Here is a 19614-nt window from a genome sequence, read left to right on the forward strand (position 1 = left end):
ACGATTCCTGCTTAATATTCATTGGCTTTGAAATTCAATTAATTGGGCGGTCGAAGCGGGCTGCAGGCGGGAGATTAAGGGTTAGGTTTCAATGAATATATTCCCATTACAATTATTTCCTTACGCGTTATCCAGTTCGGTGATTACCACGGTCTGGATTGGTGTGTTTGTCATCGCTTTTTTTAATCTACGTTTAGGCTGGCTACTTTCTGGATTTGTAATCCCTGGATACTTAGTGCCACTTCTTATCATTAAGCCTTTATCCGTATTTGTTATTTTTATTGAAGCCGTGCTGACCTACGTCTTTGTATGGTCGTATTCTTACTATTTTACAAAATTTCATCATTTTAATCATTTATTTGGCCGTGATCGTTTTTTTGCCTTGTTTCTGGCAAGTGTGTTAGTGCGGGTTGGAATGGATGGTTGGGTTCTCCCGGAAATTGCAAACCTCATCAATATTCATTTTGGCATTCAAATTGATTACCGTGACAGCTTACAAAGTTTTGGCTTAATTATTGTCGCGTTAATCAGTAATCAGCTTTGGAAATCGGGTTTAAATCGTGGTTTAGTTCATATGTTGGTTACGCTGTTCATCACTTATTTTATTGTCCGCTATGTGCTCATTAATGTTACGAATTTTGATGTCAGCAATCTGCAATACATGTATGCCAATATTGCTATGTCTATGCTGGCCAGTCCAAAATCATACATTATCTTAATTGTTACAGCACTTATCGCTTCGCGCTTAAATCTACGTTATGGCTGGGAGTATAATGGGATTTTAATTCCCGCATTACTGGCGCTACAGTGGTATCAACCAATTAAAATTGTATCTTCATTTGTTGAAGCCTTTATTATTCTTGGTCTTTCTTCTGCGTTATTAGAGTCCCGTTTTTTCCGTCATCGAAACATTGAAGGGGCTTATAAATTACTCTTATTTTTTAACGTCAGTTTTGTTTATAAGATCATTCTCGCTTATTTATCGTTTTACTTTTTTCCTCAAGTTCAAGTTACAGATTTTTACGGATTCGGCTATCTGCTTTCAACACTGATTGCAATCAAAATGTATGATAAGCACGTCTTAGCTCATTTGACCCTAAGTACCTTACAAACCTCGATTATTTCCGTGTTTGTTGCCAGTATCATTGGCTATAGCTTAACCTTTGTGCCCCAATTTACCACTCAAGCAGAAGCTCTTGATTTTGCCGCTCAAAAGATCGCGCCTTTACCAAGAAAAACCAATCTAGAAGAAGCCTTAAGACTTGCAAAAATTCAGTTGTATCAAAATAAATTAATGGACTCTTCTAAACAACCAACCCTTCAAGAACTAAGACGCTTTACTCAGGCCATTAACACACTACTTGCTTTAAAGTCGACAGAACATACTCCTGAACTTAAACACGCTCAAAAACAATTAAGTCAAATTCATTATCAAATCTACACCCTAGAAAACCGTTATTTTTTATTGGAAGAAACTCCACCAGTTAATGGCTGGGGACTTTATGTCATCGATACAAAAGCCTCTGCATCTGGGTTAATTGAGGTTCCACGACCTTTAAGTGAAGAGAACGCTTATGATGTTGGGGCTGCTCTTTATGCGCGTTTTAAAGCGAAATCATTTGCTGTGTCTGGTCGCCCCATGGCTGAGGATGTCAGTCCCTATGCTAATGTGTTAGCCAATCCTTTAACTTTTTATCAAGCGTTTCATAAAGCTGCTGCGGATGAAAATGTTATCCAAGTTCGTACAACGAGTGCCCCACAACTCCAAACCAAAATCTTTATCAAACAATCGTTGCCGCCACTATTAAATCTACAAACGTTAAAACAATGGGTGGGACCCATGGAGATTGTATGGGGAAAAAGCGCGTCATCAAATCTCCAGTGGGATAAAACGGACCGCGGATTTGCTGAGATTGTGTTTACAGCGAAAGCAACCAACCAATTATTAAACGCTCTAATTTCTCCACAATTTAGTATAAAAATGATTTCTTCTAACCAAAATCTGGAAGGCTATTTATTAGAACGAGTGTTTAAAGAAAACCCTTTAGCCGACAAAGGTTCGAATTTGTATCAAGCCCCAAGCCTTTCAGAATTATTATATTTTGACCGAGAAATACTGACGCCTTTGTTAATGGTTTCTTTTCAGCATGATCAATCGCTACAATGGACTAAAGACACACTCAATAAATTAAAACTTATCAATGCCCAAGCCAGTGCTATGGGCTATCAAATTACGTACTATCATCATAAAAACACGGATGAATATTATTTAATACTCAGGGAAATCCCCGAATTGAAGGAGCGCCATTATGGAGGGACATTCATTATTCGCCTAAATCAATATAATCCCTATTTTGTTCAAATTCCTCGACCAGTATTTGAAATGAATAGTTTTGAATATGGGCTCGCGCTCTTTGAATTACTCAACGCCCGCGCTCTGTTCTTGGCTGGAGCTCACCCCTATGCAAATCTTGATAAAAGCTCCGATCTCTTGCGGTATGTGAATCGTCATAATTTATTGAACCTTGCCACCCAAACTTTTTTACGTGAAACGGGGGATACTCCTTATCTCTTAATTCAAAGTCGGGCGTTTGGCCTTTATCCTAACTACCCAGCACCCGAGGCAGATGTGCTGCTTTCATTTGACGATGGCGCCACCCGTTTTGAACAATTTTCAACGTTAGACAGACAGTTAATTGAAGCAATCAAACAAATGGGATTACAGTTAAAGATGGTAGGTGGATCCAAAGCTACAACCGGGTATGAAGCAAGCGGTTCTTATATCACACACTATTTTGAACAATTAAAAAACAAGCAGTTAGCCATTCTTTGGTTATCGCCGGTTACGAACACTTATTTTCGAACGCCTGAGGACAATATTTTTCATGAGGCAAAGTTTAATGCCGCCAATATTCCTACCGTACAAGGACTGCTTTATTCGTATTTGCGCTCGAGTAAACTGGGAACTTCAGATGAAGCGCCCAACGCCTTAAAACAAGCCATAGAGCGCTATATGGGGCTTCAAGATATCATAATTTTACAATCACTGGTTAATTCCTGGCCTGACTACACGTTTAAACGCTTCATTGATGAGAACAGCAGACAACCTTATCTACTGGTGTTTGACTCAAGCGATCGTCTGCTCTTGGTCGCTCACTTAGCCGCCCCAGATCCGAATTCATTGGTTAGTATTCACACCAGAACTCTGCCTCGTCAAGTGGTGAGTGACTATATCGAAACACGCGCAGCTTGGCTTATCTTGGAAAATGCGCCATGAAGAAAGGATTATTTTTAATACTGATTCTATTGGCCATTGGTGTGGGTTGGTTTTTAAATCTGGACACCAAACCAGCCGATCCAATTATCCAAACGAGATTAGACGAAGCTGAATCAAGTATTCTTTACACGCTAACAAGCAACGCTTGGTTAGAATTTCAGTTGCCGCCTAATACGGAATCTGTAAAGCTAGTCACTAATGCCGACCTCCTTGCCCACCTAGATATCACACCGCAAGATAATTGGCCTTATGCCATTGAATATCAACTCATCAATTGGGATGGAGAGAACATTGAAACAAACATCCATTACTTTAAAGCGACTGTAAAATACTATCATGATCCGAGATTTTCAAAGCCAGTCACCTCTTCCTTTTATTTATCGCCTAAATTTATTCCTTCGGATGGGAAATTAATCCGTTTAAATTTTAGGCATAATCAACCCATTAAAACCATCCGCATGCGTTTATTGGAAAAATCACCAATTATTCAACAGGTTAATGTAAGAGTGTATGCGAGACAACCCGTTCCAGACTACGAATACCCCATGAGATGGTATCGCTTAAATCAAGAGCAGAAAGAAAAAGTAGCCAAAGGAAGCCTCTTTCCACCGCACCTTCTCAGTGAGCAAGAGGTGCGTAACTTATTAAGTGAAACGTTTCAACCAATCGCCCCAAGTGGCATTAAGGGTTCAGACTATATCGCACGTAATTTATACACGATAGAACATGAAACGTTCGATGAGGTTACCGAACCCGTTCTACCCAAAGGTGTGTTTGTGGACCGTGTTGTCCACGGTGTGATTCCCTTGCCCAAAGGAGAAAACAGAATCCAACTTGATTTTGAAACGGCAGAGTTAGGCTCACCCCCTCCTTTAAACAGCAAAATTTTAATCCGCTGGCAAGATAGAACTGCGTTTGAATTTCAACAATTTGCTGTCACCTGGAAGGGAAAACCCATTCGCTGGGACCATGTTTTTCCTCCTGGACAATTGACTATCATGGCAGCCGGGCAGCTTGTGGTGCGTGCTTACGAACTGGGGGCTAAACCTCTAGAGATCACACCCGAACCGCTTTATTTAAGAACTTATGTTAGTCGATTGCAGGAACCCGTCAGTTATCGCATTAATCATATTCGCCATCAACCGACCTTGTTTAGAATTGACGTTCGGCTGTTGTTGCCCGATGATAGTGCGCCTTTTTATCAAACCCAAGTGGATTATTCATTACTTGATAAGCAGGGAAAAACCATAAAATCAGGATCGTTAACCATCAATCCTGCTGAAGAAAAGGAATGGTTATCTCAATACGAGCGCGTCGCTAAAGAACCGATCCAAACTCGGGTTTCATCGCTTGTGAGTTATTTTTTTGTGCTGCAGCCCGAAGTCACTGAAATAAAATTTTCATCCCATAATCCTGTACTTCTTAGGGCGTATAACCGTCCCTACCATATGACTCGTACGATAAAAGTACCAGAAGCGTATTACTTTTTAGATGCGCCAGATTTAAGACAACCGGCTTGGTTTTCCTTAAATCCCATCCAAAACGATCAATTATTATTAAATAACCAGTCGGTTTTATTAACCACGCAAATCGAACCCCCAGAGGTAAACTGGGCCGTTCTTGTCCAAAATTATTTCTGGGAGGATTTTCATCCGATAGGCAATTGGTTTGGTCGTTTAATACTCACACCAATCGATGATTACGTGTCATTGCGTGAGGAAGCCTTAGCCAGTGTTTTTCAAGCGGTTCCGACTAATACCGTTTTTTCATTAACACTTAATGGATTTCTTGATAAACCTAGTGTTGATCCGCGCTTGGTTTACATCCGCAAAAACACCTTTACAGGCTCTTTTAGTCTCAGTGTGGATGGCCGATTGCACTACAAAGGCCTATTGACTGGCGAAGCCGGTGAAATCCTGCTGCCGCCTTTAAGCCAAGGAAAGCACGCTTTTGAAATCAGAAGTGAGGATAATGCTGCATTTTTTATGAATCATACCTCGACTTCCAAAGGGAACGTATTAAAACGTTTGGTCAATTATCTAGGGCGCCAGGCATTGGAATTTCACTATGAAAAACTGAGCCGTGGTAAAGAAACCTTATCGCTGCGTTATTATGTTCCCTATGGGACGACCAAGCGCAGTAAAGTAGCCGTTGAAATAGAGGCGCCACAAGAACAGAAAAGTCCGCTGCGTCACTGGAGTTTGTTGAAGCGGGTTTTTGATATTGAACCGAATTTACAAGCAAAAGTGCCGGTATTAAACACGCCAGCACAAACAGTGGATAAAGGACGCTTGCTTACGATACCCTTAGGGGAGGATGTCAAACCAGGAACGTACACCGTCCGAGTTACTTTGTTAGAAGGAGAACCAGGATATGTGCTGGTATCGCGCTTACTCCCTGGGGAGTCGGGTAAAAAAAGAATATTTATCGAGCCGCGGTTACGCGATGTTAAATTCTATTAAAGCGATAGAATACCTTAAACCGCTCCTCCTAATCCTCTGTGGGTTTATTTTTAACGCTTCATCCTTTGCCAGTGCTTATGAAACGATTTATCCCACTTTATTAAAAGCTAGCCAAGGAGGAACTTATGTCTCTCCAGACCCGGATGAGCTTCGTCAAAGCGAAGCGTTATTCCTTGAGTTATTTCAGGGAAGCATCAACAATCACTCACAACAAAAATGGAATCATTTAGGATTTGAGCTAAAAGCGTTCGAAGAAGACGGGCAATCATTTATCTTAATTCGGGAACAAGATCACCGTAAAGAAGGCCGGGGATTTTACGTATTTCACCAGAGCGTAAGCGGTAATGCTTTACAAGCTCCACATAGTTTTTATGATCGGTTAACCCGCGAGATCGCCTTGAAACTCTTTACTGAAAATGGCTTTTCTGCAGCAGCCTGGAATACGATATCACGACTAAAACTTGATTTGGTTCATCATCAGCAAAGTTTTTTAATGGCCTTTAGCCGTGCCTTTGCAAAAGCGCATCCTAATCGTACCTTAATTCAACTTCATGGCTTTTCTCAATCCAAACGCTTGAGTAAAGCAGGCAAAAATGCAACGATCATTATTAGCAGTGGTACATCTTATCCCTCTAAAGCCGTTCAACAGATAGCAACCTGCTTGAAAGAAACGGTTGATCCTGAGGTTTATATTAGTTTTATCGATATATTCGAGCTTGGAGGAACAAAAAATACGATTGGGAAAATGCTTCAGTCATTACGACACCCGGGATTAATCCATCTTGAGTTAAGTTATGGTGTTCGAAAGGCATTACTAAACAATCCAAATTTATTAATGATGCTAATGGACTGCTTAGAAGAATGAACAAAGCTATAGTATTGGGAGTCTGCCTCCTATGCGGATTATTCTTTTCTAAGGCTGCGTTTTCAGAACTGGATAATCTGCAAAGCGTGTTATTATCCACTTATCAAACGCCCTTACGTTGGGACAACATCGAAGGGCCACCAGAGTGGGTATCAGGAGCCAAACCCAGTTACTCTCCAGCACTTGGCATGCATCTGATAACGCTGCATCCTGGCCAATCCGTCAAAGTTCGGATAAATGAGCAAAGCCGATTGCGGGTAACCAGCCCCTGCCAACTCCTTTCAAACTCCGAGTTAGCCGTCGATACATCCAATGGCAGCGGATTGTATGCCAAAGTCCCTCTAATCCCTAGCCGCGATAACCATTCTTTAGTGAGCGAAGAAGCTTGGTATAAACCCCAGCTTTTTATCCTTTCTCGACCCAAACACAAGACAACCCCGCTTCAATTCGCCCTATTTGCCTCGCGCTATGAATATCTTCCTGAAATGGCCCCTTATCGTGAAATTGTGCCATTATGTTCTAAACAAGTACTCATGGGGCGAGAGCTAGATGGTGGTCAGCAGCCTTACTGGTTGTTAGAACCTGGAGTCGAACAATCGATTCGGATTAAAGGCCCGACAAGGCTTACGTTTGAACATCGACTGGCTTACCCTCCATTTGAATCGAGCCTGGTGCAAACCTATGAACTCAAGACGAAACTCAACCATCATCCCTTCAAGATCTTAGAGTTCGTTACCTCTCTGGAAACCAGTTGGCCGGTAAAAATTAATGGTCAATTTGAAGTCGTTGGGCGTCTTGAACGAGGTTTTTTAGAGATTCCTCCAGGCGATCATACCTTACAAATTCAACCCTCGGTAAGAATCGTCGGAAGACTGCTTCAGCAACAAAATCCAGACTATTTGTTTCCCAAATTAAATGGACCGAAATGCTCTCCAGCACAAGCGAGACAATTGATTAAGCAATCAAGACTTAACTTATGGGAAATGACACCTCGCGACGTTAAAGCCATTATTAAGCATCCTAACGCCCTGCCCGCCAAAACAGAATTAGCCGTCCTGCGCATCATACGCGATAATGCCAGAAAAGCAGGTGGTGTCCTTGGGGTAATGGTGATGGAACATTATGCAAGAGACCATCAGGATTACCCACGGATCAAACAATTAGCGGACGAACTGTTTGGATATCATACTTTTTATCGCACTGTAAATCCGGTCAATAAAAATCCACGTTTTTCGCAGTATTTAGCTTGGTTTCTTCCTAAACCGTTGCATAATTTTGGCAATCAAGGTAAAGGGCTTGTTTTTGCCGAGCAATTTTTAAATGCCTTGCTGGATAGAGTTTCCAGTGCAACTTTTGTCGGGTTACCCACCGCTACAAGAGAAAATGACGCTGCCAAACATCACTATTACCTACCCAAACGCCCTGCTCCCGTTCCGTTACGAGTCATTGTGGATCCTACGCACACGACTCCAGGCGCATTATTTTATATTCAGTTTAATCACCAAACACCAATTGCCATGCATGTGACGCGCAATCCTGAACTGCCCTGGCAAGAATATGCTTTAATTCAAGGGCAGTCAGGAGCTGAGATGCTTAAACAGCTAAAAAAAGTCACTCTATGCCCAACCTTAAGTGGCCCTTTTAGTCAATGGCAAAGCCCAGCCCCTTTAATTTTAGCTAATACCTTAGAACTGACTTTACCGCCTGACGTTCAGGTGGTAACCGCTTGGAAAGCCAATGACAAACAAACGGTCTCCTTAGCGCTGCAATATCGGGCCTCTGATCCATTCGTGCTGTCTGAAACCAGCTACTGGGCCGCCCTCCGAACGTTGTCTCCTGACATACCTGTGATCCGCTTGTTACAAACCTACTTACACATACCTCATGCCACTCAGTTGCCCGCGGCTGAAAAAACCCTGCAAAACCATTGGCTTCCTTTAGTCCAATTTATTCAGTCGCGATATAAGCAGTTCTCTGCTCCCGTTCATACTCAACCCACTATGTTGCAACATACACACAAAACCCTCGACCAAAAGGTAGTCGCTCAGCTAAAAACAAACGCCGAACAACTTGAGCGCCAGTCGCAATGGGTGCCTGCTTTAGAACTGTGGAGTCAATTATCTCAGCAAGGTTCAAAAGAAATACAACCCTTCGCGAAACAGCATGAAATTAATGCATTGTATCATCTTGGAGAGCATTATCTTGCAGAAATGAAATTGCGTAGTTACCTCTTATCTGGCGATTCCCCCATAAGAATTTGGGCTTACAAGAAACTGCTAGCGCTTTATAAGCAACAACATGCCATTGAAGAAATCACGACCTTAACGGCCGCAATGATGATGATAAGCCCTCAAGTTGAAGTCACCAAGCAATTGGTTGAAGCGTTGCTTGCTGAACATGAACCGACATTAGCCCTCATGGTTGGATTAACCTTGCCCGAGCCGCTTCAACCAATTGATTCAATGCTTAGAGCCGCCTATCAGAGTCGCTGGTGGGGTCTTTATGTGCGCTTAACTCAACAGCTCCCAACCATTGAGGCCCAACAATTTTGGAACGCATTACGTCTCATGGAGCAATCCAACTTTAAAGAAGCTCTAGAAGGATTTACAGCGTCTGGTCGTTTGGGGCAACCCTGGAAAAAAATATTGCTTGAGGGATGTGTCATTAAAACACAAATTACATCGCCTAATCCCCAAATCAGAGCGAATGGTGTTAAAGCCTGGGAGCATTGGCAAGCCAATCAACCCGGCCATTACGTTTGGAAAAACGAGGACAATATCATACAAGATTATGCGAACGGATACACACTCTATAGCATTGAAAGAGATCTGTACTCACAAGTCTATGAAGGCACCCGCACCCGACCTGTAAAAATGCGCATTATAGGGCCGATTAAAGTTAGGCTTGAAGTTCGTCCCATGCATTCTAGCGCTGCCTTTAAGCCGCTTGATGGCTGGTTTTATATTCGTGAGCATAAACGCGTTACGCCCTATGCCATCAGCAATAATTTCCCGTCACAAGCCATTAAAATCATTGGCAAACCCAATGATGTAGCCGGTCAGCGTTTCTTTGTTGAGTTTAATCTCGGAGCAGGACCTCATAATATTACCGTCGATGCAGGGAATCATTCGTTTTTATTACGCCCCCATTTACTGCGCCCTGAAATTCCAGTACCGATTTTACCTACCTTAAATTCTGCCACTAGACAGGCAGCGCTCCAAGGTGGCTTAATAGATCCTAAAGCAGTTAAACATCCTTGTTTCTTTTATCACTGCCTTACGGTGATTAAAAATAAATCCAAGTGTACGAATCAAAAAACAGCCATTCCCTTATGCAAAGAACGATGCAAACGTTAGCCAACAGCAAAATAAACAAGTTGATGATCAACGCCATCGTCATAGGGTGCTTTACTATATTCTCGCTTACACCATTCGCGGCTAACAATACCATGCCCCCCAACACCTTACCCGAGCAAAAGAAAGAAGCCATTATCCGGAAAATGAATGCGTTGCTTTGGCTAGCCGAACATAATAAAGAGAAACGCGCTGAAGCGTTAGCGAAGGGGGAGATGTTATATTATAGCTATCCTGAAATTCCTGAACTACAACCTTTAAAAACCCGTTTAACACGTCATTTGCAATGGCTCTTGTTTACTAATATTTACAATAGCGCTGGTGTTCGCTATTTCAAACAAGAACACTGGCAGCCAGAAGGTCAATTGATGCGGATACGGAAAGCCCTAACCCCAGCGCTTTCTAACCAAGAATTTGTATTAACTGGCGAAGGGCGATTGGTCTATACGATAAAATCACAACAAGCGGTCCAGTTAGGTATCGTTATGCAAGTGGCAGACGTCCCTATTCTATCGCCTGCCCCGATGACGGTGCAATATCGCATTGATGATCAAAAACCAAAACGTTTGAATTTCAAGGCCAGTCAACAGAAAAAAATCATACGAATTTCTGTACCAAGCGGTGAACATTTGATCAAAATCGAGCTCGTTAACCCCGTTTTTAACCAATATCTTATTCTTAATTTTGAAGAAAATGGTCTTAAACCCGAGTTTAAGCATATTGAAGAAATTTTTTACATTGCCACCCGTAAACAACCCGTACAGTTTAAAATCGTAGGCCCTGTGATGATTCGCATTGATGAACAACGCGAACGACAAATCATAACACGCTATCAATTTGTGCCTGAAGGCACACATACACTGGAGTTACTGCCTTCCACCAAACGACCAGAAGCCTTATTTCGCATCTCGCAACGAGTTGAATATGAGCCCATCAAAGCCGCAAAACCGCGCTTTAATGAAGTTAATTATCAGCCCGTACTACCTTCTTATGAGACCTTACCTACCCCAACCAAGCCGAAGCAAGTGATTTTAAAAGATGGACTTAAGCTAGGCGGGCAAGAAGATGGCACATGGAGTTATTCGCTGGGTGAGATTAAACGACAGAATGTGCTTGTCTCTGATGTGAACGATTTAGACCTAGAAGAATTTTTAGAGCCCCAATTGGGGCATCACTATTACAATGAACATTTAAATACCTATTTCACCACCAATTTTAAAGAACATATTCGCCGTTTTGGTGGCGCGACATTAGGGCTTGTGGAGCGCATCCAATTTCGGCCAAACTGGCTACCAGTGAATATGACGCTTTATGGAGATGCCTTTTTCCAAAATCCAGAGGGCAATCAATGGCTGCCACTGGATGGAAAACAGGAATGGTCCACCACTTGGATAGGCTCCATACACCAAAAACGCGATTTTACCCCCAAAACGTTCCACATTCCTCGGTTTTCAGCCTTAATTCGCGGCATGAGTTTAGACAATACGGAAGACTATGATGTAAGGACGGTCGATCAAGACATTTTCACGCCATACACATCAGATCACCGCCAAATTTTTGAGTTCTCGGATACGTTTTATCATAGACCTTGGCTAGATTCCATTGCCTACGCTGGAGGTGATGTTGCAAACAATCAGCGATTAAGCATTCTTTACAGCAAAGTCAATCTCGGTTGGCAGCAACTTTTAGGCCCATTTCAGGCAGGTGTATCGTATCAATATGCCAAATATTATCCGGAGGACTTTTTAAGAAGAACGTATGGATTTGATCTTCTTTGGCAAACATGGTGCGATAGTTTAAATCTCTATCAAATAAGATTTCAGATACAACGAGACATTGATGCGCCAGCCACTACTGGATTTCTTATATTTACCTGGCGAAACAGCAATGGACGAGGTTTTCGCGACGTTGCTCCCGAACCGTTTGAATTTAGAGACATACGCCAACGAGAAGTTCCTGGTTGGCCAAATAATGCAATGAATGTGGATTGAACCATGCAAAAAGAACTCATGGAACGAATTAAACCCTCAAAGGGTACTTATTTATCAAACATCGATAATAAAAGACTTAAACCCATCCTTGATGCCTTTCTAAGAAAAGAAAAAAAGAGAGCTAGTCAATTGCCCATGAATGAACGACAATCCATCAACTGGGAATCTAGCTTATTAAACTTTTTAATCACTCAGATTAAAACATCCCTACATGAAATCTCCTTATTGTACCTCCATCACTCTAAATTTGAACGGCTTTACCGTAAAGCCGTTACCGATGAAGAAAAGAAATTATTGCTCTTAAGTTTTTCCAAGCGATTAGGCGCATCCGATGAAGATCTTAAAGAGGACCGCCTAGCCTTAGGACGATGGTTGGATAGAGAAGCAATGGTGGAGCGGTATATAACCTTACGTTCTCAACTTGAACTACAAATCATACTGTGCGTTGAGAGACTAGAGCCTATCACCAAAGATCTTTGTCTACGGCTGAAAGAAAAACAATTTGCAACGCATTGGCCAGAAGTAAATATTAGTGAAACACTTAAGTCCCTATTAAATTATGAGAACAATGAACGTGTTGTCGTGATTACTTTACAAGCAATTAAAGGAATTATGGCTTGTTTACCCACATCCTATCGTAAAACATTTATCAGCCAGACAATGCGATTTTCGATTTTACGTGCCGCACTCGATTCAAACAATAACACTTGGATCCAATGTGAGGCGATGAGTACCGTGGAATACAGCTCACCTCAAGTGCTGATCAAGTTGATCCATAAGCGGCTAAGTCATCCCAAACCAGGGGATGACTTTTTTATACGCAGTCATGCTGTATGCCTTCTCTGTAGCAACGACTCTTCTGTGATGCAAAATCAATTAATCGCCTTAGCGGTTGGTGACGAAAGCCCTTATGTGCGGCAAACGTTAGCGAAACAGTTCATTCGCTTACCTGATACATCCATTAGCACCATTTTGTATCAACTAGTTTTAGAAGATAACATCGCAGCAGTTCGTGCTGCGGCAATTCTCAGTAGCTTAGATCTCATTACAAAGCGATCATTGTTTGAAGAAATAATCAACGTATTCAAGCAAGTTTTTATCAATGAACAAGATGTGTTTGTGCTTAGAATCAGCTTCAAAGTTATTGTAGACGGCTATCAACGTTTAAAAAAAATCGACCCGTCTTCAGCAAAAGCCTGGTTTGATCAGTTCAACCCTTGCTTGAATAAAAAACACCTAGAAGGTTCAAGTCTTAAGGTACGACGCTGGGCAGCACAAGCGGTTGAAGCGCTCTGGTATCAACAAAATCAAGAAGCACAAGCCCTTGGCGAGGCTTTAAAGAAAGCCATTCAGAATCTTAAACCCGGCCATACCAAAACGCTGTCTAAATCATTAATCAAACAAACCGACCCGATTTTTATGGGACGAGTCATGGCAGCGTTGACACAAAAAGATTTTGGACTCTATTTAGAATCTCGACGCTTTCGTTCAAAAATCACGCGCGGCCCAAGCTTTGGTGTTCGCTTCTGGCGATTAATGTATGAGATTTCTCACCCCTCATCGAATAAACGCCAAGGCTTTCCCTATACAACGGCAAGAATCTCAACAGGAGAACTTCGAGCGCCCTCTGCGATTCTTGCAGAGGTTACTAAAACCAACGTTCCTGGTGAGCCTTTATTCATAGATGAGGAAGATGGTTATCGCCCTTATTTGCCGTTAATGGATGATATTCTGAGCAGTCTGAAGCACCCTCATAAAGCCATTAAACTATTCACCAGCGAGGGCATTACAGAAATTAAAGCGCCTCAAAAAAGAATCAAGCGGCTTTGGGCCAAGTGGCGATTGAACCTTGGATTTTCCAACTACGCTGCTCTAAGAAATTGGAAGGAATCCAGTTCCTTCGGACCTAAGCGTTATTTAGCAGCCTTTAGACAACTTGGTTTTAAAATCAAATTTAACGCCTACAATGGAAAATCCTCGGATGAAACCGTAAGCCGTTTTTTTACTGGCGTATCGTTTACGCCAATACTTAACCAATGGGATGAGTTTAAGAATTATGTTTTTACGGCTTACAGCAATACTCTTTCAGAGCTGTTTCTCTTTTCTTTAATTGTATTATTTTATTTTATCGGCCGTCTTTTTTATGTTAACTGGCGAATTTATCGCTTTCGAAAACACATTCCGTTAGTTATTGGAGGGTATGGCACACGGGGTAAATCCGGCGTAGAGCGAATGAAAGCCGCACTGTTTAGTGCCCTAGGGTACAATGTTCTGTGTAAAACAACTGGTTCAGAAGCGATGTTTTTGCATGGATATCCACTCTGCGACACGCATGAGTTTAATCTGTTTCGTCCTTATGAAAAAGCCTCTATTTGGGAGCAAATCAAACTTTTATCTCTCGCCCAAAGAATGGATGTGGATGTTTTTCTCTGGGAATGTATGGGGCTAACCCCCAGTTACATTGAAATATTACAACGGCAATGGACAAAAGATGACATTTCAACCATTACCAACACTTATCCAGACCATGAGGATATCCAAGGCCCATCTGGAATTAATGTGGCTGAATCCATAACCCATTTTATAAATCCTGGCTCAAAACTAATTACCAGCGAAGAGCAAATGTTGCCCGTCTTAGCGGAAGCGTCAAAACAATTGAATACGGATTTAATTGCTGTGGATTGGGTGAATACGGGCCTTGTGACGCCAGATATCCTCGAGCGGTTTCCTTATGAAGAGCATTCTGTTAATGTGGCCTTAGTACTCAAACTCAGTGAAAACCTAGGCATTGAACCATCGTTTGCATTGAAAGCCATTACCGAGCGCTTAATTCCAGACATCGGCGCCTTTAAACGCTTTCCGTCAGCTCCGATTCAAACACGCAATTTGATCTTCGTCAATGCCATGTCGGCCAATGAGCGTTATGGTTGTTTAAAAAGCTGGGAAAAAATGAATCTTCATCAACACGATCCTTATGACCATTATGATGAATGGCTAACAACGTTGGTTAATAACCGCGCTGATCGAGTCGATCGCTCGCAAGCGTTTGCTGAAATGATGGTTGAAAATTTAAATGTAGATAAGCATGTTTTAGTAGGCTCCAATCTTCGTGGTCTTCAAGGATACCTTGATCAAGCCTGGAAAAATTATGAAACCAGCATCAACTTATGGCCCGAGAACACGGATCATTTCGAAGAAGAGCGAGTGATTAGGTACGCAAAGCGAATGCGCATCACTTATCATAAAAAATCAGTTCAAAAACGACTGCAAGCCATGCTGCAAGGCGTTGCTCCCGAGCAAGAAATCTCTGCGTTTGTTAAATTGTGGGATTCGGTGGAGCAATTAAGTGAAGCGCTTAAAGAATCTGATCTCAGACCATGGCAGGATGCTATTTTAAAAGCACATAATCAAAACTTAAAGAACTATCAACAATTTAAATCATTTCTTAATACAGCAAAAAACGCAGAAACTAGTGAGCATGAGACCCTGAATCAAGCCTTTAGAAAACTAATGCACGACTGGTTTTTTGACAAGCTCTTCGTCATTGAACACTTAGAAGCAAGTGGGGATTATATTAATATGCAAATTCAGCAAATTACCCCACCTGGCTATAAAAATACGGTAGTTGGCATTCAAAATATAAAAGGGCCAGGACTGGCGGTCGTGAGAGATTGGCTGGCTTGGGAAAGGTGCTTCAACGCGTGTGAAAAAACCAAACAAAAGAATATCAGTGAGATTAAAGAAGGCTTAGAAGCGTTAGATGCGTTTGAAGAGTTTAATATCTTATGTGAGGAGTATGTCCATAAGACAATGAAGGACTTGAATCAAAGACCGATTGCAGAGAAAGAGTGGTATCAAACAAAGATAACTCAAATTTTAGCACGGCTTGAAACGAGAATGATAGCGATTCAACGCCAGATTCAAACTGAACCACAACCCAGTTGGCGCACAGCCATACAAGCTACGGTTGCCAGATTACTGGATATTTATAAAGGCGTGCAACGACGTAGAGTCGCCGACAAGATTTATGAAGATTTAGCCGAGGGACGAATTAGTCACGCCAAAGCGATTGATGAGTTACAAAAGCTTAACCGGTCCCAATTAATTTGAGACACTACCCACAAACCCGTTGAATCAAAAAGAGAGTATGTATGAAAGAAATTATTTTGGCCACCAGCAACCTAGGTAAAATTAAAGAAATACAAGCCCTTTTAGAGCCTATCCATTGTATTCCACAACAAGCGTTGGGCCTTACAGAAGCCGAAGAAACTGGGTTGAGTTTTATAGAAAATGCCATCTTAAAAGCACGGCATGCGAGTCAGCAAGCCGGGAAACCAGCACTGGCAGATGATTCTGGGTTAGTCGTCCCAGCTCTTCATGGTGAGCCAGGTATCTATTCCGCTCGCTATGCCGGTACAAACGCAACCGATGAAGATAATGTTCAGTTACTGCTGAGTAATTTAAGAACAGTTCCTGCCTATGAGCGTCAAGCTTACTTTTATTGTGCTATGGTATTAGTAGAACATCCCGAAGATCCAACGCCCGTGGTTGCTACCGGAACACTTGGAGGGGTTATTGTGGATGAACCCAGAGGATCCAGTGGTTTTGGGTATGACCCCATTTTTTTCTTACCCGATTATGAAGCCACCGTTGCAGAACTGCCAAAAGAGATTAAGAATCAAATCAGCCATCGTGCTCAAGCTTTAAAAGCGCTGTTGCATGGGATGATTGATTATCAGCAATGATCATGATGAAAAATAATGTAAATCAATTGTTTGATGAAGCCTATAAAAAACAACAGCAAGATGAGCTGTCCGAAGCCATCGCATTGTATCAAAAAGTCTTGCGAATAACGCCTGATCATGCCGATGCCTTACATTTTATGGGGCTTTGTTACGCGCAAATGGGAGACATGAACCAAGCGATTGATTATTTCGAAAAGGCGCTTTCAATTCAGCCCAAAGACGCAAGTTTGTATAATAATTTAGCTAATGCGTATAAGCAGTTAAAGCGCTATGAACGTGCCATTGAAGCTTACCAAACTGCGATCGACATTAACCCTGATTACGCTCAAGCGCACAATAATTTAGCAGCCCTGTATGCGATGCGCGGTCAATTCCCAAAAGCCCTAGAGCATTATCATAAAGCCATCCATGTTCAACCCGATTCAGCTCCTATTCATTACAATCTGGGGTTATTGCTGTTACAACTTGGACATTTAAAAGCCGCAGAGACTCAGTTCAACAATGTCCTCGCCTTAAACCCTGAGCATTTAGATGCTCATTTTTATTTGGGGGTTTTACACCTGAATGCTCACTTGCTTGAATCCGCAGAACAAGCCTTTAAACAAGTGCTTTCAATCAATAGTGAGCATGTCCAAGCACTGACTAATCTTGGCGTCATTGCATTAAAGCAAGATCAAGGTCAAATCGCGATTGATTATTTTACTCAAGCCTTAGCGTATGATAATGACCATATCGAAGCGCGTAATAATTTAGCCGCCACCTTCATGCACTATGACCGATTTGAAAACGCGCTCATGCATTATGATGTCTTGCTGAAAAACGATCCCGATAACATCGAATATCTCTACAACAGTGGCGTTGCCGAAATGACCTTAGGTCATTTGCCAAAGGCTTTAACTCTTTTTGAGAAATTATTATCTCTTGAACCAGATCATTTCGCAGCTCTCAATAATATGGCTGCCATTTATATCCGGTTAGAAGAACGGCAAGAAGCGATTAACTATTTACGAAAAGCGCTGAATGTTAAGCCAAGCGATTCTGCCACGAAATTTATGTTGCAAGCTTTAACTGGCGACACCAATCAAGCCAAAGCCAGCCTCGATTACATCAGCAATTTGTTTAATAACTACGCCCTTTACTATGACCAACATATGAAAAGCGTTTTAAACTATATGCTTCCGGAACAAATAGGCAAAGTATTGCATCAATTATCGGTGCTGAACGTTCAAAACACGGTGGATTTAGGCTGCGGAACAGGATTAAGTGGTGTGGTTTTGCGAGAAATCAGTCAACACTTAACCGGGGTCGATGTGTCAGCAAAAATGATCGCCAAAGCTAAAGACAAAGAAATTTATGACGAGTTGGTTGAATCGGATGTAATCCAGTTCTTAGAAACCACCTCTCTGCGTTTTGAGCTAGCGGTAGCGGCAGATGTCCTGCCTTATTTTGGAGATCTTAACCCCTTTTTTACAGCACTTAGCAACCGGTTAACTCCAAATGGCTTATTTGTATTTACTTGCGAAATTGCCCATGATAAGCCATGGCAGCTACAACCCACAGCCAGATTTAGCCATAGCCCCGATTATATTCAGTCTTTATGCCATGAATTAAATCTAGACTTAATTCGACAAGAAAAAATCACCGGACGACGACAACATAACGAGCAACTGAGTATCATGCTCTATGTGGCTAAGCGTCATTGACCACGTCTACGGTTTATAAGCTGTATTAACTACATACCCTAAATCGTACCACTTCTGCTCGCTCAACGACTAAGGTGCCATATCCTGCTCCACGGCGAGAGCTTTAGTATCATCTAGCTTGACTTTTTCTCCTACAACTGCCTGCACTACGGCGTGGTCATCCTTATGTACCAAACACCTAATCTGCTTCCCATCTTCGGTTTTAAACGTAGCCATCATACCTTTGTCATCCGTCTTATCGGCAAAGGCAAAAGAGCTTGTCAATGCAAGACCTAAGAAGGTTGCTAATATACTCTTAATCATCATAGTCCTCTCCAACACTATACGTTATCGTTTCTTTAACAACCAAACACAATAGAGGTATAGACCATGCTTTTCGGCTGCAAGGGCAATAGGGCCGATACTCCTGATATTCGACTTCGTAATGAGGCATGATTGGTCAGGCGGATGGTTTTTTAAACAGGTCTTGTATGCATTTTGGTGATTTACAGACCGATTACGAATATCTTCGTTGTAGACGAAAATTTTTCAAGCATCTCACTCAAAATTGACTCCAATACGAACACGAGCGATATGTTCATGAACCATTTCACGCTCGCGAAAGACATTGATGTTTAAATACCCCAATGTCAGCGTCATTGAATTGGTTAACGGCTTTTGAATTCCCATGAAGTATCGGGTTTGGCTGATTGTTTTTCTTGATACCCAATGAGGATGATTCACATTCACAAACAATTCACCGACAAAAACAGGTGAAATTCGCTTTGGAAAAAAATCTCTGGCAATTATTGTTCCTTGATTACGGCTTCTTAACGCCGTGCCATGTCCTTGTGAAAAAAATCGCTGCTCAAAGCGAGAATAATAAAACCAAATAAAAGAATTAGAATCCACTAAATTAAAGGAAACCTGTTGCCAGATGGTTTGAATGTTTCTTTTCGAGCTATCTAAGGATTGCGAGTAATCATATCCAAGCCAAAACCGAAGATCATCCATCCTATGGCCAGCGGCCAAGCGTGTTAACGATTGATTAATCTCCGGTCGATTGTAAAAGCGTCCCTCAAGTTCAACAAAATAAAAAAACGGTTTATTTTCATCGAACATAAAGGTAAGGCTATCCCAGGTACCGCTTAATGTGCGATTTGCAAAGAGATTTGTCGCAAACAATGCCAATAAGAGCCATAACAACATCCGAATTCGCATGCAAAATACGATCCTTTG

Annotated in this window: 10 protein-coding genes; 8 read left to right on the forward strand and 2 right to left on the reverse strand. The window is 41.9% G+C overall.

Annotated features, from left to right (window positions below):
- Positions 1-91: 91 nt before the first annotated feature.
- Genes E1O47_RS07260 through E1O47_RS07295 form a run of 8 tightly spaced genes read left to right on the forward strand, consistent with a single transcriptional unit; the run spans position 92 to position 18396 of the window.
- Complete coding sequence (locus tag E1O47_RS07260) at positions 92-3277, forward strand: poly-gamma-glutamate biosynthesis protein PgsC/CapC (RefSeq protein WP_133130600.1); 3186 nt, start codon at positions 92-94, stop codon at positions 3275-3277.
- Positions 3274-5739 (forward strand): hypothetical protein, encoded by a 2466-nt coding sequence (locus tag E1O47_RS07265; RefSeq protein ID WP_133130601.1) that lies wholly within the window; start codon positions 3274-3276, stop codon positions 5737-5739. Before E1O47_RS07260 ends, E1O47_RS07265 begins: the two co-directional genes overlap by 4 nt.
- Entirely contained in the window at positions 5723-6604 is an 882-nt protein-coding gene (locus tag E1O47_RS07270) for a hypothetical protein (RefSeq protein ID WP_133130602.1), read from the forward strand. The genes E1O47_RS07265 and E1O47_RS07270 overlap by 17 nt, the downstream gene beginning before the upstream one ends.
- Positions 6601-9960, forward strand: coding sequence for a hypothetical protein (locus E1O47_RS07275; protein ID WP_133130603.1), 3360 nt, complete (start codon positions 6601-6603; stop codon positions 9958-9960). The genes E1O47_RS07270 and E1O47_RS07275 overlap by 4 nt, the downstream gene beginning before the upstream one ends.
- Positions 9936-11948, forward strand: a complete 2013-nt coding sequence (locus E1O47_RS07280) for a hypothetical protein (RefSeq protein ID WP_133130604.1) — start codon at positions 9936-9938, stop codon at positions 11946-11948. The genes E1O47_RS07275 and E1O47_RS07280 overlap by 25 nt, the downstream gene beginning before the upstream one ends.
- Before the next feature lie 3 nt (positions 11949-11951).
- Positions 11952-16058, forward strand: coding sequence for a hypothetical protein (locus tag E1O47_RS07285; RefSeq protein WP_133130605.1), 4107 nt, complete (start codon positions 11952-11954; stop codon positions 16056-16058).
- Positions 16059-16099: 41 nt separating this feature from the next.
- On the forward strand, positions 16100-16693 hold the full coding sequence (gene rdgB / locus E1O47_RS07290; RefSeq protein WP_133130606.1) for an RdgB/HAM1 family non-canonical purine NTP pyrophosphatase: 594 nt from the start codon (positions 16100-16102) through the stop codon (positions 16691-16693).
- Positions 16694-16698: 5 nt separating this feature from the next.
- Complete coding sequence (locus E1O47_RS07295) at positions 16699-18396, forward strand: tetratricopeptide repeat protein (protein ID WP_133130631.1); 1698 nt, start codon at positions 16699-16701, stop codon at positions 18394-18396.
- Between the two features lie 69 nt (positions 18397-18465).
- Here E1O47_RS07295 and E1O47_RS07300 read toward each other — a convergent pair whose 3' ends face one another.
- A complete protein-coding gene (locus E1O47_RS07300) occupies positions 18466-18702 on the reverse strand; it encodes a hypothetical protein (RefSeq protein WP_133130607.1) in 237 nt (78 codons plus the stop codon).
- A 231-nt stretch (positions 18703-18933) separates the two neighbouring features.
- Positions 18934-19596 (reverse strand): DUF2490 domain-containing protein, encoded by a 663-nt coding sequence (locus E1O47_RS07305; RefSeq protein ID WP_165475068.1) that lies wholly within the window; start codon positions 19594-19596, stop codon positions 18934-18936.
- Positions 19597-19614 lie beyond the last annotated feature (18 nt).

The sequence above is a fragment of the Legionella yabuuchiae genome (assembly GCF_900640115.1).
GTDB classification, from domain to species: Bacteria; Pseudomonadota; Gammaproteobacteria; order Legionellales; family Legionellaceae; genus Legionella_A; species Legionella_A yabuuchiae.